Source organism: Psychrobacter sp. TB67 (genome assembly GCF_000511065.1).
Lineage (GTDB): Bacteria > Pseudomonadota > Gammaproteobacteria > Pseudomonadales > Moraxellaceae > Psychrobacter > Psychrobacter okhotskensis.
In genome coordinates this window covers 42145-66576 of the sequence record NZ_AYYA01000007.1, presented here as the reverse complement: position 1 = coordinate 66576, position 24432 = coordinate 42145, and the positions used below count along the sequence as shown (strand labels likewise).

The following is a 24432-nucleotide window of genomic DNA, read 5'->3' as shown; positions in this document are numbered from 1 at the left end:
TTTTACCTTGCCAGTTGTAGCTATCGATACAAGGCTCACCAATCGGTGCATAGCCATGAGAGCGAATGGTCTCGTGCTCAAAGCCGCTTTCGTCCATATATACAATGGGGTAGCCTTGCTGCTTAAAGTGCTCAAGCTTATTCTGATATATCGCTCTTTTGATCGGACAGGCTTTTGGATGTTCTAAAGTCTTTTTTTTGACTGATGCCTAGACGCTTTAGGGCATGATGAATGCCTGTTTTACTACAGTTTAGACGACGTGCTCGCTCATACTGGTAATCATCAGGATGTTCTTTGACATCATTAAGTAGCACATCATCTGGTATTTTATAGGGTTTGGTTTGCCTGGTTGTTTTGCTATGAACACGTCTCTTCCAGTTCTGTATGGTGGTTGGGCTGAGATTATAGAATTCAGCTGCCTCGGCAAAGGTCATACCATCATCTAAGCTTTTTAGTACTTGTTTGCGAAAATCTAGCGAGTAAGTCATGGTCTTTATAATAACAATTGAATTTGATAGTTAGTTTATAACACTTTTAGGTGGGATTGACTATATTATTCTGATGAATTTTTATATGAAATTTATTCAAATGACCATTTATATCTTATATCAACCGTTCGTTCTATTGAATTTCACTAATGCTAACGCTTTATTAAATGTGTTGATATAATCAAAAACATGAATAATCCAGTAAAGATTAATATTTAGATACTTTAAAAAAATAAATAGTTTGTAAGAAATATTCAAAAGCTCAAGGTAGGGCAGATTTATAGCCCAAAGTATCAAGTCTTATTTAGGTGGCACTGTATTATTATCGTGTTTGCTTAAGTATCAGCGTTAGGTTTATCAGATGAATAGTAGTGATGTGTTTCGAAAAAGTGATTTGGGTCGAGAAGAAATTAAGACGCAAAGTTTGGGCGTGTTGCCGCGAGAAGCGAGAACATTGCTGATCATGATTGATGGCAAAAAAACCTATCAACATTATTTAGATTCGCTTGATAACAGTAAGATGTTCGCTGAGTTTGGTGGGATAGCACCGTTGTTTGAGCTGCTGCAAGAATTCCAATGTATCGAGCTGATAGTAGGGGATAACGCCAGCGCTTCTAGCCAATCTTATGCGCCGCCTCAATCCGCTGAGCCACAAGTAGCGGCATCGCCACCTACGATGCCGCCTATAGCACCGCCCCCAACGCTGGCTAATGAAGACAACAAAGCATTGCAGCCTGAACCAATGCCATCGCAGAGTGATAATGCCGCTGAGTTTGACGCGACCTTTAATGATAAGTCAGACAAAACCGTACCGTTTGCTAGCTACTTTAAGCGCAAAGCCGCTGATGTGGATTTTGAAACCTTAAAGTCGGAACTAGCGACTTATATCGAAAAAAATGCAGCGCCTGAGGATGCGTGGGGTTACCTGCTAAATCTGGAGCAGTGTACTGATGCCTCGCAATTATTGGCTCTCACACAGAAGATTCAGCGCTCTACCAGTGGCAGCCTATCACGCGGTGTGGGCGAGTTTGCCAAAAAAATTAAATCTTAAATTTACCCCTTTCATCGCAGCGCTGCATTTGGCTGTCGCCTGTAAAAAAGTACCAATAACTTATCGGAGTGCCTTATGGAAGTCGCTGAGCTGTCAGAAAAAAACACGTTAAACATGTTGCATGGTGAGCATATTATCTTGCGTTTGACTTATATTAGTCGTTATAACAACGACAACCCTAATGGGGAAGTCACGCGTATCCTAGCGCAGGCGCAGCAGAATAATGAGCGTAATGGCATTACGGGCGCATTGGTATTCAATCACAATTACTTTCTTCAAAGCATTGAAGGGGCAAGACCTGTCATCAACGAGCTACTACGCAAGCTTGTAAAAGACGAGCGACATGCTGTCTTACAGATTATCGAATGCCGCGAAGTCGAGCAGCGTCGCTGGAATAAATGGTCAATGAAATATCTTATACCAAGTGATGAGAATAAAGGGCTGGCGCTTAAGTTTTCGACGGGCACTCAATTTAATCCCTACCTTATGAGTACCAACCAAATCATGATGTTGATTGATACCTTGTCAGAGCTCCAAGAACAAGAAGAAATAGACGCTTCTGCTAAAAAGAAATCATGGTTTGCTATTGGCTAATTGATGTTTATAAAAGCGCTAATATAAAAGTGCTACGTCCCCATTACACCGCCTAAGAGAACAGATATGACCTCACCAAATTCAGATGCACACATCTTAATGAGCATGACCTACGCCAGCCGTGCAAACCCAGACGTATCGGCGAAAGACTTTAATGAGATTTTGCAGCAAGCTCAAGCGAATAACGCTGCCAATGGCATCACGGGGATGCTGACATTTAATAAAGACTATTTTTTACAAACGGTCGAAGGGCCGAGAGCGCAGATCAATCGTTTATTATATGGTCTTATTGCTGATCAGCGTCATCACGATTTACAGGTCATTGAAACACGCGAGCTGAAGCATCGAGAATGGGCTAAGTGGTCAATGAACTATGCCTCTCCAACCGAAGCCAATGCCGCAATTTATCTAAAATACTCTACGACGATTGATTTCAATCCGTACTTATTAAGTGCCGAATCCGCTCGTGATTTGATGAGTGAGCTTAGCGCAGGACGCACCTAGGCAGTTTTGGTATTTTCTCGTTAACATCAAAATAATGAGCAGTATGAAATGATAAACATTCAAGGGTTAATTTTATATATAGTCATTCCACTATAAAAGTATTACTGCGTTAACCTCGTTTGAAGTATTAAATATACATCTACACTCGGTTGCCTTGTACTACTTTTAAACTGAATCAACTATAGCCTCCAAGAGGTTTTTATTTATTAGTGTTGTCAGGGTACTGTTTACGAGATTTTTCTTTAGCAGGTTTTGGCACACAATAGGATTATTATCGATCTTCTGTCTAATGCTATAGAAGATACATTATTGACTTAAGTTTGTTATTAATTATTTCTTATTATAGAGACGATTAATTTACTATTGTTATAACTACTGTTTTTGTTTATATTGTCTGTACTTATTAATGCCACGGCTAATACTGTTTTAATAAGTAAGAAACGGAATTGACTATTAAGTTCGTATCATTACTTATTTATGAATTAGCAATCTTTAGTGCTTAGTAGATAAAATTATATTTATTAAGTTTATATCCCTTATCTTAAAGTTGAGTTTATTATGAATAAGAATACCACCATTGATTTAGACAGCTTAAACGTAGATGAGCTACGTGCCATCACCGAAAATGCCCAGCAGCTGATTGCCAAAAAGCAACATCAGCGTTTATATGATGCTTATATGCAGTTTGAAAAAATCGCTGAAGAGAGTAATAGCACTATCGAAGAGATTTTAAAAGCTGGTGAAACGTTAGAGAAAAAACGTAGCATCAAATATCGCAACACCGATAATAATGAAGAGACTTGGACGGGCCGTGGTCGTAAGCCGACGTGGTTGGTTGACGCGCTAGCAGCAGGTCGTAAGCTTGAAGATTTTGCTATTTAGCCATTTTAAGACCACTAAATGTATCCATGTGCTAATTGATGACACGCATTAGGTGCAAGAAAGGCAATTAACAGTGCTACCAGTAGACTGAACGAGCCTGATGACATACCTGATTTGTAGTGGATTTAACTATATAGCAATATGTCTTCTACGCTGTTTTTATGACGTCGTTATAGCGATTGAGCTAACAGCACATCAGTAGACAGAAGCCAGTATCTTTGTTGCCAGTAATTTGGTAAAAAGATACTGGCTTTTTTTCTGTCATCTGTATGCTATTGTTTGTTATGATAATGACGTTTTTACCTTATATAAGAGTTATGTAACCGTGGCCCAAGTCTCTGCGTCGTCTCATAAGCGTCCCCGTAAGTTGTGGTGGCTATTTGGGTTTATATTATTTGCGCTATTTGCCTTATTGCAAATGCCTGCGTCGTGGCTACTTGAAAAATATGCACCCAATAGCCCTTATGTGCAGCACGTGTCGGGCAACTTATGGCAAGGCTCAGCGATTTGGCAATTGCCGTTGTCAGCGACGCCGTTGACTGGTGCGGCGAATTGGTCGTGGCAGCCTTGGCAACTATTCTTGGGTAAGTTGAGTGCGGACGTCGATATCACGACAGAGCAGACCAGATTGAACGGTCAAATAAAACTGGGTACCAGCTCATGGCAGATTGATGATATGAGCGGTAAGATTGCAGCGGAAACCTTGACCAGTGTGGTCGATTGGCAGCTGCCCAAGACGCCGATTCAAGTCAATGCGGTGTCTCTAAAACGCCAGACTGGCTCGGATAATGACTCCAATAAAAAGTCCTATGGTTTCAGTGAGGCGGATGGTCAGTTGACGTGGGTCGGTGGTGAAGTGGGCTATCCTAGTGGCGGTAAGGTTTTTTATATCACCATGCCAGCGATGCGTGCCGAGCTGAGTACGGAACAAAAAAATGATAAAAACCTGCTGCACGTTAATTTGTTGAACAATCAAGATAAGCGTTTAGGGGATCTGTATGTCGATGGCGATAATATGCTAGACGTCAGCTTGACCCAGCGTTTGTTGGAGAATATGCCTGAGTATAAAGGACAAGCTCCGCAAGATACCCCTGTCGTCAGTGTGCGCCAGCCCTTGTTAGCTGGTTTGGGGACGCGCTAAATGTCTACTGTTACCGCTAATTTAAAACCTATTATTAATATTCTGAATCGCTGCGCTGGTTGGCTGTTATTATTGGCGATTGCTTGGCTGTGCTGGACGGCGGCACGGCTATTGTGGTTGTTGCTAGCTGCGCCTTTGGCACCAGCATTGCCGCTTGCTCCTTTACAAAGCGCGAATATATCCGGCGATGATTACAGTGGTTTGTTTGCTATTTTTGCCGATCCCGCTCCTATCGCGGCGGCGGTACAGCCACCCCCTAATATTGGCTTGAAAGGGGTTCTGCTCGCGATACCAGAGAGCATGTCGTCAGCCCTGTTAGATGTCAATGGTGAGGTCAAAAACTATCGCATTGGTGACAGTCTAAAGGACAGTGACTATACTCTGATCGCCGTCGATTGGAATGCCGTCATCATTGCTGATGCCAGTGATCAGCAAACCGTCATTAGAATGGTAGAGTCCATGCCACTCGACCAAAGCGATATGCTAGCAGGCGCCGTCAGCAATCAGCGTTTGCCAAACACTAATGCCTTGCCGAGCGCCTCAATCTCAGCACCAGATAATACTGAATCCACAGCAGAGACAACTCCTGAGAGTAGCCCGCAATCCGCTATTGATGAAGCCATCACGGCACTACAAGAAAACCCAGCCAGTTATCTGAGCAGGATGGGCGTTATGGCCTCAGGCGAAAACTATCAGGTGACAGCGGCGATGCCCTCAAAACTACGCAACCGCCTAGGACTGGAGCCGGGTGATCAGGTGCTGACGGTCAATGGTCAAAGTGTGGGTAATAACCCGAGCCAAGATGCTGGTATCCTACAACAAGTCCAGCAAGCGGGCGAAGCACAAATAGAGGTAAAGCGCGGCGATCAAGTGATTACGATTCGCCAGCAATTTTAGACAAATGATTTTAAGTAAACCGTTCGTCATTAAAACGGCTTTAAGTAATTAATAACTATCTGGTTGGGGCTATGCTAGCAACGCACCAGCCGACAATACTCAGTCATACTAAATTCAGTACATACTAAGCGACATCACTGTAGGTAATTATCAATATGGTAAGTTCTCATAAATTTTCAGTTACGCCTTTGCACTATACCTTACAGCGCTTGATGTGCCTATGTCGTCCTCTTTGCTTAGCCGTGCCGCTATGGGCAGCCAGTACAGGTCTCGTTAATGCTGAGAGCTGGAAAGTCAACTTACAAGATGCCGATATCAAAGCCTTTATTAATGAAGTGGCGACCATCACCGATCAAAACTTTGTGCTTGATCCACGTATCAATGGCAATGTGACGGTCATCTCCAATAAAGCCTTATCCCGTGATGAGATTTATCAGCTGTTTTTGAGCGTGATGCAAGTCAATGGTATCGCCGCGATTGATTCTGGAACGACGGTTAAACTGGTACCGGATAATGTCGCCAAGCAGTCTGGAGTCGCCGTCGATTTACGTGGTGATAGCGTCGGTGAAGCACTGGCAACGCGCGTCATTTATTTAACCAATACTCAAGCGGCAGAGGTTCTGGGAGTCATACGACCGCTCATGCCGCAGTCGGCTCATGCTGCTGCTGTACCGGGTGTTAATGCCTTGGTATTGTCGGATCGAGCGGATAGCTTAAACCAATTAACCGCGCTCATCCGTGATTTGGACAGCAACGTCAATGACAGCTTGCAAGTCATACCGCTACGCCATGTCGATGCAGAGCGTATGATGGAGTTGATCAGTGCTTTGGTGGCGAGTGCCGGTAGTGGGCAAGCACAAGGCGGCAATAATCAGCTCAAAGTCATTGCTGATACGTCCAGTGATCGGCTGCTGGTCAAAGGCAGTCCTGAGATGATTGCCAAAGTCCAAGAAATGGTCAGTCAGCTGGATACCACGCCTACCAGACGTCTGAGTGGTTTGCGCGTTTTTCGATTAAAGTATGCCAGCGCTGGTCATATTGCAGATATGCTGCGTGGCTTACTGGCCAATCAATCCATCAATAGCGCTGGCGCGACCTCAACGTTAGAGTCGGCATCTTTGAATGATGCAAGTAGCACCGGCTCATCATTAAATAATAGCGCCAATGATATTCTTGGCAACAGCAGCATTGGTAATAATGCAGCAGCCTCTACCTCGAGTGCTAGCACTGGTGGCACGAGTACAGGTGGTACTGGGGTTGGTGGTCGACCTTTCAGTATCATCGCTGACGAAACCCAAAATGCGGTCATCGTGAATGCAGCGCCCGAGCTGATGTTTGAGATAGAAGATGCCGTCAATCAGCTAGACAGTCGCCGCGCGCAGGTGCTCATTCAAGCTGCTATCGTCGAAGTATCGGGCGATGATGCCACCCAACTGGGGGTGCAGTGGGCACTCGGTAACGCCAACAGTGGCTACGGGGTTGTCAACTTTAATAACGTTGGTGCTAGTGCAGCGTCGCTTGCGGCAGCTGCTTTGTCAGGGGGCGGTGCTGCTAGTATTAGCGCGGCGGCAGGCTCAATTGCTGGTGCGTTGATTGGAATTGGCGATAGCAGTAAGGACAGTCAAGGCAATACCCAGTTTTATGGCGCTATCTTGCAAGCGCTTGATTCGTCTACCAGTGCTAATCTGCTGTCTATGCCATCGATTTTGACACTAGACAATGAAAAAGCCAGTATTTTAGTCGGTCAAAACGTGCCCTTTGTTACCGGCTCTTACACCACCAGTGGCAACTCCTCAACCAATCCATTTCAGACTATCGACCGCCAAGATATTGGTATTAATCTGAACGTCATTCCACACATTGGTGACAATGGCACGGTGCGTTTAGAGGTGTCGCAGGAAGTGTCTTCAGTCGTGCCCGGTAGCACGGGAAATGCCAGTGGTTTGATTACCAATAAGAGCCTTATTAATACCACTATTTTAGCAGACGACCAACAGACCATCGCTCTGGGCGGTTTGATGCGGGATAACACCACCACACGTCAACAAAAAGTGCCGGGCTTGGGCAATGTGCCGGTTATCGGTCGCCTGTTTCGCTCGGACAATGACAACACGCAAAAAAGCAACTTAATCATCTTCTTACAGCCGACTATTCTACGCGATGGCGGTGCAGTGGCGAGTGTGACCGAGCGTAAATATAACCAAATGCGCGTCTTACAGCTGGTCATCGACAAGAATGGAACGATTAAGCAATTGCCATTGAGTGGTACGGAAGGCTGGAATGGGGATGTCAGTGCAGATTACGAGCTGATGCCACTGAATCCGCTCGTACCTAAGCGCGATCAAACGCCAAAAGCTACCTCGCAAGGATTTACTAAAGTAGAGAGTCCTAACAGCGGTATCACGACTTATCCTCTCAAGCGTTAAACGCTAACTCACGCATATTATCCTTTGGTACGGTGTCATCAAAAACATGACACCGTACATTAGCTTGCGTATTCATAACACAGATAAACACAGCCACTACGATATCCCAGTATACTAGGGGACTTAAATATACCGTAGTAAAAAATATTCAAAGGCAATTTAGCAAATATACAAGCAACAGAGGGGCGGACATAATGGCACAGCGTATAAACAAAAAAAGATGGCTTATGTTGGGCGCTGTTGCTACTGCTTTATTATTGATACCGCGACGTAGTAGTCAACGAGCAGACAGTAGCCTACAGAACGACACTAAGAATAAGACGAATAACAATTCAAATGCTAAAGATTAACTGCTCTCACTATTTATTTTATAATAAATATTTTCGTTAAAAAAATGCTAATAATAATAAAATTTGGAATTTGTTAATGACTGCTCTTGATTCATCGTATATCGCTCCTCATTGTTCGTCTGCTGCTTTGCCACTGATTGACACGCATACACATTTTGACGCGCCAGTATTTGATAGCGATAGAGCGGTACAAGTAAAAAAAGCCTGTGAGCAAGGCGTGCGCCACCTTATGCTGGTGGGTTATTTATATGAGCATTTTGAACGTCTGTATGATATTAAACGCCTGATTAACGAGCAAGTTCAGGTCAATGAGAACAGTCAGGCAATTGCGACGCCAGCAGTTGCAACGGAGGCTGGCAATCAAAACCACTCGTCTCCTGAGGCTCATATCGCTCTAGGTCTACACCCTTTTTATATCACGCAGCATACAGAAGCTCATCTACAGAGTATGGCAAAGATGCTGACTGAGCAGTGCCCATTGGCAATCGGTGAGATTGGTTTGGATACTTTTACCGACGAGATGAAGCAACCGCATATGCTGGCCAAACAAGAGCAGTTTTTTAGGGCGCAACTGGATATGGCAGTGGCGCATCAGCTACCCGTCATGCTGCATATTCGTAAAGCCCATGCTGAAGCCTTAGCGATATTAAAAGCGCACGATTATGATGCGCACAAGTTGGGCGGTGTCGCTCACAGTTTTAGTGGTGGTGAGCAAGAGGCAAAGGCCTTTGTAAAACTCGGCTTTAAGCTCGGGGTCACTGGACAAGTCACCAATCCGAATGCCAAAAAACTGCGTCGGGCGATTCAAGCAGCAGTTGATACTTATGGTCTTGAATGTTTGGTGATTGAGACGGATTGTCCGGATATGACTCCCATCATGTGCCAGCACTCAGATAGCAATCCGTCAACCAATAATCAGTCAGCGCTTGGACAAAGTCCTGATAATGAATGGGGTGATGCGCCCGATCATAATAGGAATGTTCCTGCCAATTTGCCATGGGTGCTGCTCAGTCTCAGTGAGTTACTTGATGTGCCACCAGCTCGTCTTGCTGAGCAACTATGGCAAAATAGTTGCGATGCCTTGCGCACGCAATGGCTGTATCCTAGGCAGTCATAAAAGCTACTGTTGTTCAAAGTAAAATGATATCGCCAAAAGTAAAATAGTACAGAATAAAATAAGAGCAACATAAGTTATCGTTGATTATATACCCCTCAAAAGAGCGTTTAATCTGTTATGAGTGAAGCAAAATTATTTGACCAGTCGTTTGTAGAGCCTAATTCCGTTGAGCATTCTGTCGCTCATGACGATAGTGGTAGCGCAAGTGAGCAATACGAGCGACGTTTCCAAGGGACAAAAACTCTCTACGGCGGCTCAGCCGTTGATACTTTTGCGGCAGCGCATGTGTATGTGATTGGTATCGGAGGTGTTGGCTCTTGGGCAGCTGAAGCGCTGGCTCGTACTGCGGTTGGTACTATTACGTTGATTGATTTAGACGTATTGGTGGCTTCTAATGTCAATCGGCAATTGCCAGCGCTGGACAGCACCTTTGGTCAAAGTAAAATTGCAGCGATGGCGCAGCGCATTGCTGAGATTAACCCCAAGGTCACGGTCAATTTAATTGATGATTTTCTCACCACTGATAATGTCACTGCACTGCTGCCGAGCCGTGACGAAGCCAAGGCTGCCATTGCTCAAGGTCATCCTATTGCCGTGCTAGATTGTGTCGATGATATGAATGCCAAACTTGCTATTGCCCTGCATTGCCGTTTTAATAAACTAAAATTGGTTTGCGCAGGCGGTGCGGGTGGTAAGATAGACCCAAGCAAAATTACGGTGAGTGACTTGCGTGATAGCTATCAAGATCCATTACTCGCCAAGCTCCGCAATAAGCTGCGTCATGAAAAAGGCATTAACAGCGCTTTAAAAGAAAAATTTGGAATCAAATGCGTTTATTCCACAGAACCACCACGCGTCGATAAAAGCTGTCAAACGGGCGGTTTACACTGTGGCGGTTACGGTTCAGCGGTCGTAGTGACATCGGTTGTGGCTATGCTGATGGTGAGCGAAGCGTTACAATTATTGATAAAGCAGACAGGCGTCTGATTTTAATGAATGGAGTCCACTTTGACGATACCTAACTCACCTAAGCGCCGCTACCCGGTCGCCGCAGATGAAGTAGAGCGCATTAATAAGCTCAAAAAACATCAGGTGCTCAACAACAATGATGAGCCTGCCTTTGCGCGTCTGACTGAACTTGCCAAGTTGTTTTTTGATATGCCGGTCGTCACCATTACCTTTATGGATGAAGAAACCCAGTATCTAAAATCTGTGCACGGGCTTGGCGGGGTATGTACGACGACGCGCCAAGTGGCTATTTGCAACTATACCGTGCTGTCTGACGAGGTATTTGTGGTTGCGGATTTGACAAAAGACAGCCGCTTTAGTCAAAATCCATTGGTGACAGAATCTCCGTACCTGCGCTTTTATGCCGGGGCGCCCATTATCATGTATGAAGACAATAAGACGTACCGTTTAGGCTCTTTTTGTCTGATGGATATGAAACCCCATGATGATTTTGATAATAAGCAAGCGCAATTATTGGCGCAGTTCGCGATGATGGCAGCCGATGCGCTACAACTACAAGACAAACAACGGGTCGCCAAACATGCCAACGAGATGAAGTCGGACTTTTTGGCCAATATGAGCCATGAAATACGCACACCGATGAATGGTATTATCGGCATGGTAGAGATGCTTAGCGAGACTGATCTTAGTCACGAACAACAAGAGTATGTGGACAATATCAAAGTCTCCAATGAGCATTTGCTAGCGATTATCAACGGTATCTTGGACTTATCGAAAGTTGAGTCTGGTAAAATGACCATTGATACCATTCCGATGAATCTGTCCACCTTATGCAATGAAGTAGTCAGTCTTTTTGCGATCAAAGCTCGCCAGCGCGGCTTGATTTTAGATTACCATTATACTGAGTCGTTATCACCTTATGTGCAAGGCGATCCGGTACGTCTTAAACAAATCATGGTCAACCTTGTCAATAATGCCATCAAGTTCACCCGTGAAGGTGGGCGAGTCAGTATCGATGTCAAGCACGTGCCCAATTGCCATTGTATCGATGACAATGCTGAAAAACATGAAAGCAATGGCGGGTTTGCTGATGGTATTATTGGTGAAGAGAATATTACTAAAGAGAACATTACCAAAGAGAGTATTGCTTACGAAAACATGACTCTATGTATTGAGGTCACCGATACGGGTGTCGGTATTAAGCCTGAATCATTGGACGCGATATTCGATGCCTATGATCAAGCCAATAAATCAACCCATCGTCTTTATGGTGGTACGGGTCTGGGGCTGTCTGTATGTAAGTCTCTGGTGGATTTAATGGGTGGGCGCATCGACGTCGATAGTGTGGTCGGTGAGGGTACAACCTTCACAGTATTGTTGCCGCTCGCTACTATCGATGAGGAACAGTATGAAAATTGGCAAGTTGCCAACGACTTTACCATGACCGCCCCGAGTCAGGAGCGTTCTGGTCACATACTGTTGGTTGAAGACGATAGTGTCAATGCGACAATTGCCAAAAAAGCCTTGAGTAATAGCGGCCATACGGTAACCCACGTCACCGATGGACAGCAAGCGATTGAGGCTTTTGCTTTGTACCCTGAGCGTTATGATCTCATTTTGATGGATCATCATATGCCGATTATGGATGGCGTACAGGCGACCATTAAGTTGCATGAGCTGTATGACCCTCAAGTATTGCCACCCATTATCGCCTTGACTGCCAATGCGATGGATGGCGAGCGCCAAAAATACCTTGATGTGGGCATGCAGGACTATTGCACCAAGCCTTTTAAGCAAGAACAGTTAAATGCCTTGGTGCAATATTGGCTAATGCATAAGCAATCGTCAGCTGATTGAGTGAATAAGACAGACGTAAGGGTTGTGAATTTCCCTCGCTAGACTTGCCATCGGCTACATAGGCTTTTTCTTTCTATATCGACAGTTAAAGCAACTTGAGTCATTTATCCTAAATTTTTTACGATATAGTCAAAACATCCTAAAAACGCGACGCTATTGCTCATATCAATTTTTTGTGGCCACCGCCCGTGCCACATTTGAATGTTTAACAGACCCTAATAAAAAAGCTTAACCATTTAATAATGGTTAAGCTTTTTTTATGTATTACTCAAGCAATTTGAACGATTAGCTCACGCGGGTTTGGTAGTCACCAGTACGGGTATCTACACGCACGACTTCACCTTGCTGGACGAATAATGGCACACGTACCACCGCACCCGTCTCTAACGTGGCAGGTTTGCCACCGCCACCTGATGTATCGCCGCGTACGCCGGGATCGGTTTCGGTAATTTGCAACTCAACGAAGTTAGGCGGGGTGATTGATAACGGCACGCCATTGAATAAGGTAATGGTACAAAGCGCATTGCTGTTCTCTTTGAGCCATTTTTGCGCGTCGCCAATGGCTGTTTTGTCCGCTTGTAGCTGCTCAAAGCTTTCTGGATGCATAAAGTGCCAAAACTCACCATCGTTATACAGATAGTTCATTTCAGTATCTATAACATCTGCCGCTTCTAAGCTATCACCTGACTTAAACGTTTGCTCTAGCGTTCTGCCACTGCGTAGATTGCGCAATTTAACGCGGTTAAACGCTTGTCCTTTACCAGGTTTGACGAACTCATTTTCGAGAATGGCACAGGGATTGCCATCGAGCATGACTTTGAGACCGGCTTTAAATTCATTAGTAGAAAAACTTGCCACAAGAAACTCCTAAGGGTTACGAATATATGATCGGTATTTGGGTGTGGAGCTGACTGTGCTAAGCGCTGTCGTCATACCAAGTATTGATGGCTGACAGGTATGCTTTGATAGGGTACTCACTAAGGGCGTATAATGACGCCTTTTAGGCACAGGTACTAGGTTGTCATGATAAACCATTTAATCACACAAAAAAACTGGCAAACGCAATTATCCGAAGGCATTACTAGCATCGATGAATTGCTTAGTATCCTAAAGCTTGAATCGCGGCGCGCAGAGGTTTATGTGCCTGAGCATTTCGAGCTACGCGTGCCACGTGCTTTTGTCGCAAAAATGACCGTCGGCGATAGCGATGATCCCTTATTAAAGCAAGTGCTACCCGACCGACAAGAGCAAATCGCAGTGACTGGCTATGTGGCAGATCCTTTAGCGGAAAATGCTCATAACCCAACCAAAGGCTTATTGCATAAATACCAATCCAGAGTGCTGCTGACGATTACGGGTGCTTGTGCGATTCACTGTCGTTACTGCTTTCGCCAGCATTTTGACTACAGTGCCAATATGCCCACTGCCGATGCCAAACAAAGCATCATCGATTATATTACCGCCCATCCCGACATTAATGAGGTGATTTTAAGTGGCGGCGATCCTTTAAACGTGACCAACAGACGACTGTTTGCTTGGCTTGATACTTTAGAGGCCATTCCGCAATTGACCACCATTCGGCTGCATACTCGGTTGCCAATTGTGATTCCAGCGCGTTTAGATGCGCCATTATTAGAGCGGCTAGCACAAAGTCGCTGTCATATCGTCATGGTCATTCACTGTAACCATGCCAATGAAATCGATACGCTCACAGCAGAATATTTGCAGCGGGCGCGGGCGGCTGGCGTGACGCTATTGAATCAAGCTGTGCTTTTAAAAGGTATCAATGACAGCGTGGCTGCTCAAACTGCCTTAAGTCAACGTTTATTCTCTGCTGGGGTATTGCCTTATTATCTACACGTATTGGATAAAGTAGCAGGCGCGGCACATTTCGATAGCGACGAGCGGTCAGCAATAGCGCTTTACTGGTCATTATTGGCAGCATTACCCGGCTATCTAGTACCTAAGCTGGTTAGAGAGTTGCCAGATAGACCGTTTAAGGTGCCGATTGACATTTACAATGAAGTCTAAAAGTTGCATTATGATAAAGTAGCGCTATTAGCAGACAAATAATGACTAATAAGTGCATAAGCAGCCGTTATTATATCCAATCGATAGCTAAAGCTTACCTACCTGCTTGCTACTAACTTGTACAGCCGTTACTGTGCAATGACTAAGGATAGTAATGATAACTTTATCAGTTTTTCAACAGCAGTTGGCGTCGATTGCAGCGTTACCCGCAGCATCTGGTAAATCGACCGACGGCCAAGAGCAGCACCTACGCAACTGGGTAGCGCTGATGCCATCGCAAACAGAAGCGCAGCAAACGGAGCAATTGGAAAAAGTACTCATGGAATTGAGGGTGGCTGATGTAGATGATCAGCAACGCTTTACCTTAATCACTATCGTCCTTGAAGCGGCTGATCGGCTGATCGCCGCTTTACGTCAGTATTATATTTATGAAGCAGGAGCGCTAAGTGACGCGCAGTTGGCTCATGTTGCTCAAGTAAAATCCTTATACTATCTCATTGTTTTAACTTATGACGGGGTGATACGCCGCGAAATAGCATTGCTAGATCAGCAAAAACCCCCAGCAAGTAGTGGCTGGCAGCGCCACTTCACGGGCGAAAAGTCTTCTCCCGTTAGGTTAGCTATTGCCATTTACCAGACGCTACTCATGTACCAAAAGCTATTGATTGAAGACGCGCTTTGTTATCAAAAGCCACCGTCGTATGTATGGGCTGCAATCAATCGATTGTATTATCTTGCCCATCAGCGCCATGCTGCTACCCTTGACCTGAGCGGTCATGTCGTCACCAATCGTGCAGAAACTATACATCGCTTGTACTGTCAAATATGTCTGCACAGTTTACTCAATGTGCGTGGCATGCGCCGGCCTAATATGCTGCTGGTTCAGCGCTCGCTACCTGAGTGGGCTGAGCCAATCGTTGCGACCATAGAGCCGCAAACTGAGACGCGGGTCTTCGTTAACTTGCATAGTGACAGTCCACCTACTTATTTGACCGCGCATTCTGATATCAATCCTTACGAAAACCAGTACGACTGTCTGTTCATTGAGCTAGCACCAGTGGTCACCTATCTAAAAGCACGCCGGCAAGCGTTAATGAATGAGGGTAGCGAAGGCGTTGAGTGTTGTTTGCTCGATAAGATGGCCATGGCGCTAACCTATCGTTATATTCAGCCGCAATTGACCGTACCGACCAAGTATAGTCCTAAGCAAAACGCCACAATGGTGACCGGATTTAATGACATTCACTATCATGCTAGCCATGCGCAAGGTCTAATAAGTTTGATTGGTACTAAAGAGCTGCCGGATGCGCAGCGACCTCGCTATGATACCGTGCCAAAAAAACAAACGACCAATGGCTTATTATCCGTTGAGACTTTCGACAGTAAGGACGCCCTGTCGCATTTTCGCACGCTGCGCTTGATTATCAATCCTGAAGATATATCTGCTGTTACCGAAGACAAGGTTGTAACCCCAAGCACCGCCACGATAACGACAATGAGCAAAGTCGGTAGCGAAGCGAGTAGTATGGTAGCAGTGATGGACAGCAATACTACTAATGCTGATATTCATCCTGGCGATACTGCACCGCCACCGTTGCAAATGATGAGTCTCTTTTTATTATGCCGTTCTGAGACGAAGACCGCAGCTGATTGGTCGATGGGAGTGGTGCGTTGGCTCAATCTTAATACCCGAAACCCAGAAGTAGAATGGCAAGTGCTCGGTCACAAGCTCATCTCTTGTGGGCTGCGCCTAGAGGACAGAGACTCACGCAGTCAGCATTTTGTGCCAGCTTTTATGATTGCTGGTGATGAGCAGCTACAGACGACTTGTAGCTTAGTCGTGCCGACCTCTCATTTTCAAACCAGTGATAGAGTGATAATGCGCCTAAATAATAAACAGAAATCCTTACGCTTATTAAATCCTTTACTGGTTACCGATGAGTTTAGCCAATATGAAGTAGTACAATTGTAATCTGCTCAATTAGGGCGTGTCCTAAATACCAGCATGGATATAAGTGTAGATGGTTACATGGCGAAGGTGCAGGTATAACCACTTTATCTGACGGTATGAGTAATAAGTTAAGCTGCAGTCGGTCAAATTATTGTCTATAATGACGGATACCATGGCTTAAGTTTGATAGGTAAGATATGTCTACTAAGCCAGTCAGCCTAGATCATATCAATAAACCAGTATTGTCAGTACCGCCCGAACCGAACCCGAATAGTGCTTATCTATTTGCCGCGCTATCTAAATATTGATAAAAGGGCGAGGTATCGAAGTTAAGCGATAAAAATAAATACGATCATAAGATTCAAAAGGCCTCCTATGCGTACTCAGTCCGTCTTAAATCTATTAGTTATCGATGACGATCAGCTCTATGCTGAGCGCCTAGTGGATTTGCTAGATTCTTATTATGACAGCGTCAACCTAGGCTTTTTGGATGACAAGGAAGAACTGCTCAAATCGCTACGCCAGCCGTGGGATGTCTTAGTCTTTGGGCAAGCCTATGATATGGGCTTTACCGACGTTGTGGGTATCGTACAAGAGCAAAGCATTGACTTGCCGATGATATGCTTGATGAGTGCGGAGATGGCTGCGACTGCCCATAACGAGGAAGGTTTGCCTGCGGTCATGAATAGCACGATGGTTAAGGCGCTTAGGGCAGACCAAGAGACAGCGGTAGTGATGGCCATCTGTTTACAGCATGGTAATTTGCGGAGTCGTCATCAGCTTAAAGCCTTGCGTCACGTGTTATCTGAAGCAGAGCAGCGCGCTAATATCTTGATCAAAAACTCTAAAAGTGCGGTTGCCTACCTTGATCAAGGGATTCATATCTTTGCCAATGACCCTTATCTTCAGCTATTCGGTTTTGACTCAATGAACGATATCATTGGCGTACCGGTTATTGACTTGATCGCAGGCGGTGATAACATCAAAGCCTTTAAGCAGTTTTTGCGGCAGTTTGATAAAGGGAGCCGTGACGAAGTCGAGTTCAAGTTTGAGAGTCTGCGTACGGATGGCAGTACCTTTGAGGCAAAATTACAGCTGGCAGCAGCTACCTTGGATAGTGAGCCGGTTACCCAGATTATTATTCAACAAAATAACAGTAATAGTGCTGAGGTTGCTAAGCGCTTGGCAGAAGCTGAGCGTAAGGACAGCTTGACAGGCATCAATAACCGTCGTGGTTTTGAAGAGCAGTTGGCGATATTACACCAGCAAGCGTTGGCTGGTACTCTGACTGCTGGGCTGTTGTATGTTCAGCTCGATAACATTGGTAAGATCAGAAGTAGCTTGGGTTTGCAAGGTGTCGATACGACAGTCAGACAGGTCGCTTATGCTTTAGATGAGCTGGTGCCAGAAGGCTATGTGAGCCGCTTTAGTGACACAGCATTTACGATACTAGTAGAAAACCAGACCACCGACGATCTCGAAAAGCTTGCGGAGCATATTGGCCTACGGATTAGTGGCATGCTTATTGAAGTCGATAAGCGCACGACCAGCACGACGGCGAGTATTGGTATTGTCAAAATCGAAAGAAATACTGCTGAGCCTAAAATAGTACTCGAGCGAGCGATGGATGCCATCGCCCAGATTATGACCGAGACCTCCAATAACGGTGGTACTTATCATCTATATGATCCAAGCGAACATGCCAATAGTGATGACCATGCGCTGGCGGAGTCTTTAGTCGATGCCATTGCCAATAATCGCTTTGAGCTATCATTCCAAGCGATATATGACATCAATCATGATCGTAGTGACTTTTTTGAAGTCTATCTGCGTTTGCCATTGGCAGATGCTGACAATACAGTATTGACCCCTGATCAATTTATGGCGGTTGCAAAGACGCATCAACTGTTAGAAAAAATAGATCGCTGGGTGCTGATCAATGCCTGCAAAAAAATAAACGATGTACGTAAAACCCATCCTGAGGCGCGACTACTGGTACAATTGACCAGTGCTTCGCTGGTGGATAAAAAGCTGCCCAATGTCGCCAGTCAGCTGATTAATGCGGTTGGCGGTGCGGCAGGAGTGTTAACGCTACAGTTCAACGAAAAAGATATTGCCGATCATTTAACAGTCGCCAAATCTCAGTTTGAGGCCCTTAATAAAGTGAGCTGTCAGCTTGGCGTCAATAACTTCGGCTCATCTACTAAGTCTATTGAGATTGCCAGCTTTGTGCAGCCAGATGTGGTGCGTTTGGCCCGCAGTTATGTACAAGATATCGACTCTGCAGATAATTTAGAAGCCGTTAAATCACTAATCGTACGTACCAATACGGTTAATATTGATGTGTTGATGCCTTACATTGAAGAGGCGGCAACCATGTCTGTCGCTTGGAGTGTGGGTGCGCGTTACCTGCAAGGGTATTATTTGGAAGAGCCAAGCAGTACAATGAAAGTTGCTAGTGGCACATAAGAGAACCTAGGGCGTGTCCTCAATTCAAGCGCTTGTATCTAACTGGGCTAAAAATGACTAAATTTTGCCAAATATCGTCAAATAGCTGAATAATATCCCGATATTATTTGCGCTATTTTTCTCATTTGACGGCAATTTATCTCATTTTTACGACCATTTTTAAAATGAGGACACGCCCTAATCTCATGTGTGATTATAAAGTTATAATCCTAGACGTTTCTTAAGCGTGATTTATTGGTTTAGCTGCCGATAAATTGCGCTCTATTTTTAAACAGCTATCTATGTGTGCCGCCTGATGTTGCTTTCTACATGGTTTTTCAATGCACTATGCCTGTTGTCTCACATAGCTGGCGCTCCTCAACTAAAGATTGCCAAAAATGTCTATCATCAATACATCAATATTGAGCGGTATTTTTTCCGCTGTTCTGCTACTCACCGCCTGCGGGGAAAGTATCCCACCTGATTATCGCGCGCCTGTCACGCTGCCAATATATACTGAAGGTGATGCCGATAATGGTGCTCTAATTTATCAAGACGCTTGTGGCCAATGCCATCAGAGGAATGCTGGACTCAATAAAAAAGGCCCGCAGTTGATGAATATATATGGCGCGCCCGCTGCAGAGTTAGCAGATTATACCTATAGTGACGGGCTAAAAAACTCAGGTTGGGTATGGGATGCAGCAACGCTCGACCCTTATATTGCAGATGCGGAAAAAGCCATGCCAAACTCAAAGATGCTATCAGACCCGATGCCAGATGCACAAGAGCGTGCGGATGTGATTGCTTATCTGTCAACGCTGCGCGCCGCCGCGCCGATAGTTGCAGATGAGTCAAAGTAATCTCTGATTTATACTTACTATTCAAAAAACGAGCCAATAATTGACTATGACCCACGCAGCCATCAATAGTGCCATTACAACACCACGTCAAGCAGCAGCAGAGGTGACTGATAAGCCGACCTTTAGCACTGCCGACTATCGTCGCAATCAGCAAAAAATTGCCCAGCTTATGGCGCAATTAAATCAAATTGTGTTAGATAAGCCGCAAGCCGTTAAGCTTGCGCTCAGCGGTATATTGGCAGGTGGTCATCTATTGTTGCAAGATATACCGGGTATGGGCAAGACCACTTTGGCACAAGGCTTGGCGCAGTTGCTTGGTCTGAGCTTTAGCCGTGTGCAATTTACCAATGATATGCTGCCAGCAGATATCCTAGGGATGAGCATTTATGACCAAAGTAAACAGCAATTTGAGTTTCGCTCAGGGCCTATCTTTACTCAACTGTTACTCGCTGATGAGATTAATCGCTCTAGCCCTAAGACCCAAAGTGCGCTACTAGAGGCGATGGAAGAGCGGCAAGTGACCCAAGATGGACAAAGCTATCCATTGCCGCAACCGTTCTTTGTGATTGCAACTCAAAACCCTTTGCAGCAAGCAGGCGTCTATCCACTCCCTGAATCGCAGCTAGATCGATTCTTGCTATGCTTGTCGCTTGGCTATCCATCACCTGCCGCAGAGCGTGAGCTTTTAAAAGGTCAGGATCGCCGTGAGTTACTAAAAGAGTTGTCTGCGGTACTTGATACCGAGGCGGTCTTGTTAGCGCAGCAAGGCGTCAAGCAAGTATATGTCGCGGATGTGGTCTTGGACTATCTACAAAGACTGGTGGCAAAAACACGATCAAGCCAAGAGTATCATGGCTTATCACCACGTGGCGTGCTGTCGCTACAGCGTGCCGCACAAGCCTATGCCTATGTATCGGGGCATATGGAGATGACGCCTGAAGACATTCAAGCGGTGTTTGCCGCCGTCACTGATCACCGTCTCGGTCAGCGTTTTGTACCCGCGCATGTGACGGGAGGACAAGCGACGCAGACCATCGCCCAACGCATTTTGGCAGACGTAGCGGTTGTTGTTTAAGAGTCCGTTATTTAATCGCATGCTTATTTTTCAAACGATCATTCAGTTATCGATGAGAGTATCCATTTTATGGTAAGGATAGGGTAGTCATGAGCTTTTTGCCAAAAGCCTTAACCGTACCAGCTACTTCAGCATTAAGCCGTTGGTTTGCTTCGCGTGCGCCCAAAAGTGATAGTGCCACCCTCAATTTGCGTAACGTCTATATCTTTTTTAGCCGTGAAGGGATGCTATTTGCTGTCTTACTGGTCATTACCTTTATCGCTGGTATCAACTATGGCAATAACTTGGTATTGGGCTTATGTTTTTATCTAATCAGTGTCTGGCTGATCAGCTTTCATGTGACCTTTGCTCATATCTCAGGTCTAAAAGTACAATTAATAGAAGTGACCATGGCAGAAGCGGGTGCGCCTGTTTGGGTGACCCTGCAGTTGCGTAGTGAGAGTCGCCAGCCAAGACGCCAGCTGCTATTTAGCTTTGCGCAGACTGATAAAGAGATGGATAAAAAATCTGGTAAGAAAATTAAGCATCACGCAGATAGTGCGCATTCTGTACTTGTTACACGGTTACAAGATGAGCAAATTATTCGTTTGCCGGTGCAGACGCATAATCGTGGCGCGTTTGAGTTGCCACGATTAACCATCAAAACCGTTTATCCATTAGGGATCATGCGTGCATGGTCTTATGTCTATTTTGCCCGTAGCGCTTGGGTCTATCCAAAACCTGAAGCCTTTGACTGGCAGACGCAGTATTCGGTCGCAAGTTTGGAGGATTTACCCACAGGCGGGCAATATCGTCAAGGTCAAGATGACTTTGAGCGGCTCGATAATTATATCGAAGGTGAGTCGCTGGCTCGGGTTTCTTGGGGTCACGTGGCGCGCGGTCAAGGCATGTTTACCAAGCATTTCGCTGATCCAGTCGGTGATGAGCAAACATTGGATTATGCCGATATGCCAGCAGCCCATCATGAACAGAGGCTGGCACAACTGGCGTACGGGGCGATGACATTAGGTGAACTTGGCGTACCATTTAACATGCGCTTACCGAATGACATGCGCTTTGATCAATCCTCTAGTGCAACAATGGGTGAAGGCGATAGCTTTGCACGAGCATGCTTGTTAAGGCTGGCGAAAGCACCATGATCAATTTTAAAAATTCCTCTACAAATGAGACAGAGATCAATCCTGCAAGCTTTGAGCAATTGGCTTTGGGTCAACATATCACTTCTCACACTGAGCAGGCTAGCGATGCTAAATGGACTCGCAAGCTACTCGCCTTGCCAGCCTATTATTGGGTCTTAATTGCCCAAATCATCGTCATTTTACCGCATGCAGCACATCTGCCTTTATGGTTGATTGGCTTTGCTGTGGTCAGTATTGTGGCTCAGTTGCCACGCGTAAAAGCGCGATTTAAAAAATTAGCGCATTTAAAGCGTGTCTATCAAAGCATGCAAATGCTCGGCTTTTTATTGGGGCTGGCAGGTCTGTGGCTGACTTATAATACAGCGTTTGGTCTCGATATGGGCGTGGCGTTTTTAGTGCTCTGTCTTATCAGTAAGCTATGGGAATTGTATAAGCGCCGTGATGCTTATGTGGTATTGAATTTATCGCTATTTGTACTGGCTGCGCTATTTTTGATGGATCAAGGTCTCGTGACGACGTTAGAAGTAGTCGTCGGTGCGATCATCATATTATTGGCATTTATTGCGCTCAATGACGATGGCAATACTCGTGGTGATGGTCGTCTGCGTACTTTGGGTGTATTAGGTCTTGGGGCACTACCGTTATTGGTCGTGCTATTTTTGTTTTTTCCGCGCTTGCCACCGCTATGGTCAGTACAACTATCAGGGCAGCAGGCGACCACGGGTGTCTCTGATAATATGTCGCCCGGTGATTTTGCCAATTTGGGACAATCGACTGAGCTGGCGTTTCGGGTAGAGTTTGCAGATAAGCGCCCACCACAGCAGCAGCTATATTGGCGCGGCTTGGTATTTAGCGACTTTGACGGGGTGACGTGGCGTCCTAGCCCTCAGCAACGACAGTGGCAGCCGACGCAGCGAATACCTGCTTGGATTGAGAATGCCTTTGCTACTATCCCTGATGAGGTGAAAGCTGCGCCGACCAGCTATGAGATTATTCTAGAGCCCACGCAACAAAACTGGCTATTTGGCCTTGATTATCCTTTTGCTCAGCGTCAAGACATTAGTATTACTTCAAACTTTACTTTATTAAAAGACCAGCCGGTTACCCAACAGCTGCGCTACGAGGTATTACAGTTTGCCCCGATGGGTATCGATACGATTCTCTCTGATGAGTCGCGACGTCTAAATCTTACACTACCAGCTGACGGCAATCCCAAAGCAAAAGCACTGGCGCAGCAGCTGTTTGTTCAATCAGACTCAGACCCAGTACGCTACATGCAAGCACTTGAGCGCTGGATCAACCAAACGGACTTTCGTTATACGTTGTCGCCGCCACGATTGCATAAGAACCGTATTGATGAGTTTTTATTTGACACCAAAGCGGGGTTTTGTGAGCACTATTCTTCCAGCTTCACCTTTATGATGCGCGCTGCTGGCATTCCAGCACGCGTCGTGGCGGGCTATCAAGGTGGTGAGCTGAGCCGCGGTGGTAATGTTTGGGAAGTACGGCAAAAGGATGCGCACGCTTGGACGGAGGTTTGGCTTGACGGTCAAGGTTGGGTACGTGTCGATCCGACGGCTTTTGTAGCGCCTGAGCGTGTCGAGCAAGGTATGGATGCACTGACGCAGGCACAAGGGGCAGCAATGTTCGGTGATGGGGCTAGTGCGCAAATCAGCTATCAGCAGTATCAAATGCTACAAACCTTACGCCGCCTGTCAGATCAAGCCAGTTACTATTGGCAAAAAGATGTCGTTGGTTACGATCAGGATAAGCAAGCTGACTCGTTACTCAAATGGTTTAACATCCGTGCAATCATGCAGCAAATTATTTGGCTAGCGGCAAGTGCTATTACTGTCATGGTGATTTTGGTCTTTGTCATTTGGCAACGTCGCCGTAAGCGTTGGCATCCAGCCGATCTACCACTTGCACAATTATCAAAGCGCATTGGCAAAGCGGATAAATCGCTCGCTCGCGATAACAACGAAGGGCAATTGGCTTGGCTTGAGCGTTTGGCAGCGGCGGTTAATAACCGAGGCAATGATATAAATAGTGACATGGATAGCCGTAACAATACTGTAAGTAGCGGTGCGGGTGGTAAAGTTAGTAAGCTAACAGATAGCGGTCACTCAGAGATTGTACAAGCAAAAATTATACAGATGAGGCAGGACTATCGTCAACTGCGTTATGGATGCCTAAGCAGCCTTGAAACCAATGATAGCGAATACCAAACTATCCTAAAGCAGCTTAAGAAAGATGCACGTGAATTGTTCTAATGGCTGTTTTGTGAAAGCGTTGTTTAGCATATGATAAAATAGCTAATGATAATAAAGGAGGCGACTCTATGGCGATATACGTTGATTTTATGCAGATAGAATTTAAAGGCTATAAATGGTGCCATATGCTGGCTGATACCCTGCAAGAGTTGCATGACTTTGCGGCATTGATTGAAGTGGATAAGCGTTTATTCCACCGTCATGCCAGTTATCCGCACTATGATGTGACGGTGCAAATGCGAGAGACAGCAATTGAGTACGGCGCTATTCCTGCCGGTCGAAAGAAAATTATTGAATGTGCAAAGAAGTTGAAAGTAGAGTTACATGAGCAAATAGCACAATCTGAGAATCGCTAATAATTTAATTTTCTAAAACATGA

Annotated in this window: 20 protein-coding genes; 18 read left to right on the top strand and 2 right to left on the bottom strand. The window is 45.4% G+C overall.

From position 1 onward, the window contains the following. Positions 1–137: 137 nt before the first annotated feature. Complete coding sequence (locus W293_RS0101625) at positions 138–488, bottom strand: IS630 transposase-related protein (protein ID WP_025650793.1); 351 nt, start codon at positions 486–488, stop codon at positions 138–140. Positions 489–849: 361 nt separating this feature from the next. Between W293_RS0101625 and W293_RS0101620 the strand changes: the two genes are divergently transcribed. The 10 genes from W293_RS0101620 (at position 850) to W293_RS0101575 (ending at position 12276) form a co-directional block, all read left to right on the top strand. After that, a complete protein-coding gene (locus W293_RS0101620; RefSeq protein ID WP_025650792.1) occupies positions 850–1539 on the top strand; it encodes a hypothetical protein in 690 nt (229 codons plus the stop codon). A gap of 75 nt (positions 1540–1614) precedes the next feature. Further along, a complete protein-coding gene (locus W293_RS0101615) occupies positions 1615–2133 on the top strand; it encodes a BLUF domain-containing protein (protein ID WP_025650791.1) in 519 nt (172 codons plus the stop codon). Between the two features lie 66 nt (positions 2134–2199). Then, positions 2200–2637, top strand: a complete 438-nt coding sequence (locus W293_RS0101610) for a BLUF domain-containing protein (protein WP_025650790.1) — start codon at positions 2200–2202, stop codon at positions 2635–2637. 558 nt (positions 2638–3195) lie between these two features. Beyond that, positions 3196–3519: an H-NS family nucleoid-associated regulatory protein gene (locus W293_RS0101605; RefSeq protein WP_025650789.1), complete on the top strand. Its 324-nt coding sequence runs from the start codon at positions 3196–3198 to the stop codon at positions 3517–3519. Between the two features lie 325 nt (positions 3520–3844). Next, positions 3845–4660 carry a type II secretion system protein N gene (gene gspN, locus W293_RS0101600; RefSeq protein WP_025650788.1) on the top strand — a complete coding sequence of 272 codons (816 nt, stop codon included), beginning with the start codon at positions 3845–3847 and terminating at the stop codon, positions 4658–4660. Continuing rightward, positions 4661–5557 (top strand): type II secretion system protein N, encoded by an 897-nt coding sequence (locus tag W293_RS0101595; protein WP_025650787.1) that lies wholly within the window; start codon positions 4661–4663, stop codon positions 5555–5557. Positions 5558–5712: 155 nt separating this feature from the next. Continuing rightward, a complete protein-coding gene (gspD, locus tag W293_RS0101590) occupies positions 5713–7983 on the top strand; it encodes a type II secretion system secretin GspD (protein WP_037025903.1) in 2271 nt (756 codons plus the stop codon). Positions 7984–8409: 426 nt separating this feature from the next. Next, the gene (locus W293_RS0101585; protein ID WP_051395140.1) at positions 8410–9450 is read left to right on the top strand and encodes a TatD family hydrolase; all 1041 of its coding nucleotides are present in this window, start codon (positions 8410–8412) and stop codon (positions 9448–9450) included. 117 nt (positions 9451–9567) lie between these two features. After that, positions 9568–10437 carry a ThiF family adenylyltransferase gene (locus W293_RS0101580; protein WP_025650784.1) on the top strand — a complete coding sequence of 290 codons (870 nt, stop codon included), beginning with the start codon at positions 9568–9570 and terminating at the stop codon, positions 10435–10437. 21 nt (positions 10438–10458) lie between these two features. Then, positions 10459–12276 carry an ATP-binding protein gene (locus W293_RS0101575; protein WP_227502378.1) on the top strand — a complete coding sequence of 606 codons (1818 nt, stop codon included), beginning with the start codon at positions 10459–10461 and terminating at the stop codon, positions 12274–12276. 285 nt (positions 12277–12561) lie between these two features. Here W293_RS0101575 and efp read toward each other — a convergent pair whose 3' ends face one another. Next, the gene (gene efp, locus W293_RS0101570; protein ID WP_025650782.1) at positions 12562–13134 is read right to left on the bottom strand and encodes an elongation factor P; all 573 of its coding nucleotides are present in this window, start codon (positions 13132–13134) and stop codon (positions 12562–12564) included. 165 nt (positions 13135–13299) lie between these two features. Between efp and epmB the strand changes: the two genes are divergently transcribed. The 8 genes from epmB to W293_RS0101530 all read left to right on the top strand — a co-directional run bounded on the left by epmB (position 13300) and on the right by W293_RS0101530 (position 24409). Further along, positions 13300–14307 carry an EF-P beta-lysylation protein EpmB gene (epmB, locus tag W293_RS0101565; protein WP_025650781.1) on the top strand — a complete coding sequence of 336 codons (1008 nt, stop codon included), beginning with the start codon at positions 13300–13302 and terminating at the stop codon, positions 14305–14307. Positions 14308–14461: 154 nt separating this feature from the next. Beyond that, complete coding sequence (locus W293_RS0101560; protein WP_025650780.1) at positions 14462–16279, top strand: hypothetical protein; 1818 nt, start codon at positions 14462–14464, stop codon at positions 16277–16279. A 354-nt stretch (positions 16280–16633) separates the two neighbouring features. Beyond that, positions 16634–18727, top strand: coding sequence for an EAL domain-containing protein (locus W293_RS0101555; RefSeq protein ID WP_025650779.1), 2094 nt, complete (start codon positions 16634–16636; stop codon positions 18725–18727). 377 nt (positions 18728–19104) lie between these two features. Beyond that, positions 19105–19566 (top strand): c-type cytochrome, encoded by a 462-nt coding sequence (locus tag W293_RS0101550; protein WP_025650778.1) that lies wholly within the window; start codon positions 19105–19107, stop codon positions 19564–19566. A gap of 46 nt (positions 19567–19612) precedes the next feature. Further along, positions 19613–20641, top strand: a complete 1029-nt coding sequence (locus tag W293_RS0101545) for an AAA family ATPase (protein ID WP_037025906.1) — start codon at positions 19613–19615, stop codon at positions 20639–20641. 89 nt (positions 20642–20730) lie between these two features. After that, positions 20731–21780 (top strand): hypothetical protein, encoded by a 1050-nt coding sequence (locus W293_RS0101540; protein WP_025650776.1) that lies wholly within the window; start codon positions 20731–20733, stop codon positions 21778–21780. Beyond that, positions 21777–24053, top strand: a complete 2277-nt coding sequence (locus W293_RS0101535; protein ID WP_025650775.1) for a transglutaminaseTgpA domain-containing protein — start codon at positions 21777–21779, stop codon at positions 24051–24053. Before W293_RS0101540 ends, W293_RS0101535 begins: the two co-directional genes overlap by 4 nt. A 68-nt stretch (positions 24054–24121) precedes the next feature. Next, positions 24122–24409, top strand: a complete 288-nt coding sequence (locus tag W293_RS0101530) for a DUF4031 domain-containing protein (protein WP_025650774.1) — start codon at positions 24122–24124, stop codon at positions 24407–24409. Positions 24410–24432 lie beyond the last annotated feature (23 nt).

Bases quoted from the DNA above. Each gene is read 5' to 3' on its own strand.
- W293_RS0101625 (WP_025650793.1), bottom strand. From the start codon at position 488: ATGACTTACTCGCTAGATTTTCGCAAACAAGTACTAAAAAGCTTAGAT.
- W293_RS0101620 (WP_025650792.1), top strand. From the start codon at position 850: ATGAATAGTAGTGATGTGTTTCGAAAAAGTGATTTGGGTCGAGAAGAA.
- W293_RS0101615 (WP_025650791.1), top strand. From the start codon at position 1,615: ATGGAAGTCGCTGAGCTGTCAGAAAAAAACACGTTAAACATGTTGCAT.
- W293_RS0101610 (WP_025650790.1), top strand. From the start codon at position 2,200: ATGACCTCACCAAATTCAGATGCACACATCTTAATGAGCATGACCTAC.
- W293_RS0101605 (WP_025650789.1), top strand. From the start codon at position 3,196: ATGAATAAGAATACCACCATTGATTTAGACAGCTTAAACGTAGATGAG.
- W293_RS0101595 (WP_025650787.1), top strand. From the start codon at position 4,661: ATGTCTACTGTTACCGCTAATTTAAAACCTATTATTAATATTCTGAAT.
- gspD (WP_037025903.1), top strand. From the start codon at position 5,713: ATGGTAAGTTCTCATAAATTTTCAGTTACGCCTTTGCACTATACCTTA.
- W293_RS0101585 (WP_051395140.1), top strand. From the start codon at position 8,410: ATGACTGCTCTTGATTCATCGTATATCGCTCCTCATTGTTCGTCTGCT.
- W293_RS0101580 (WP_025650784.1), top strand. From the start codon at position 9,568: ATGAGTGAAGCAAAATTATTTGACCAGTCGTTTGTAGAGCCTAATTCC.
- epmB (WP_025650781.1), top strand. From the start codon at position 13,300: ATGATAAACCATTTAATCACACAAAAAAACTGGCAAACGCAATTATCC.
- W293_RS0101560 (WP_025650780.1), top strand. From the start codon at position 14,462: ATGATAACTTTATCAGTTTTTCAACAGCAGTTGGCGTCGATTGCAGCG.
- W293_RS0101555 (WP_025650779.1), top strand. From the start codon at position 16,634: ATGCGTACTCAGTCCGTCTTAAATCTATTAGTTATCGATGACGATCAG.
- W293_RS0101550 (WP_025650778.1), top strand. From the start codon at position 19,105: ATGTCTATCATCAATACATCAATATTGAGCGGTATTTTTTCCGCTGTT.
- W293_RS0101545 (WP_037025906.1), top strand. From the start codon at position 19,613: ATGACCCACGCAGCCATCAATAGTGCCATTACAACACCACGTCAAGCA.
- W293_RS0101540 (WP_025650776.1), top strand. From the start codon at position 20,731: ATGAGCTTTTTGCCAAAAGCCTTAACCGTACCAGCTACTTCAGCATTA.
- W293_RS0101535 (WP_025650775.1), top strand. From the start codon at position 21,777: ATGATCAATTTTAAAAATTCCTCTACAAATGAGACAGAGATCAATCCT.
- W293_RS0101530 (WP_025650774.1), top strand. From the start codon at position 24,122: ATGGCGATATACGTTGATTTTATGCAGATAGAATTTAAAGGCTATAAA.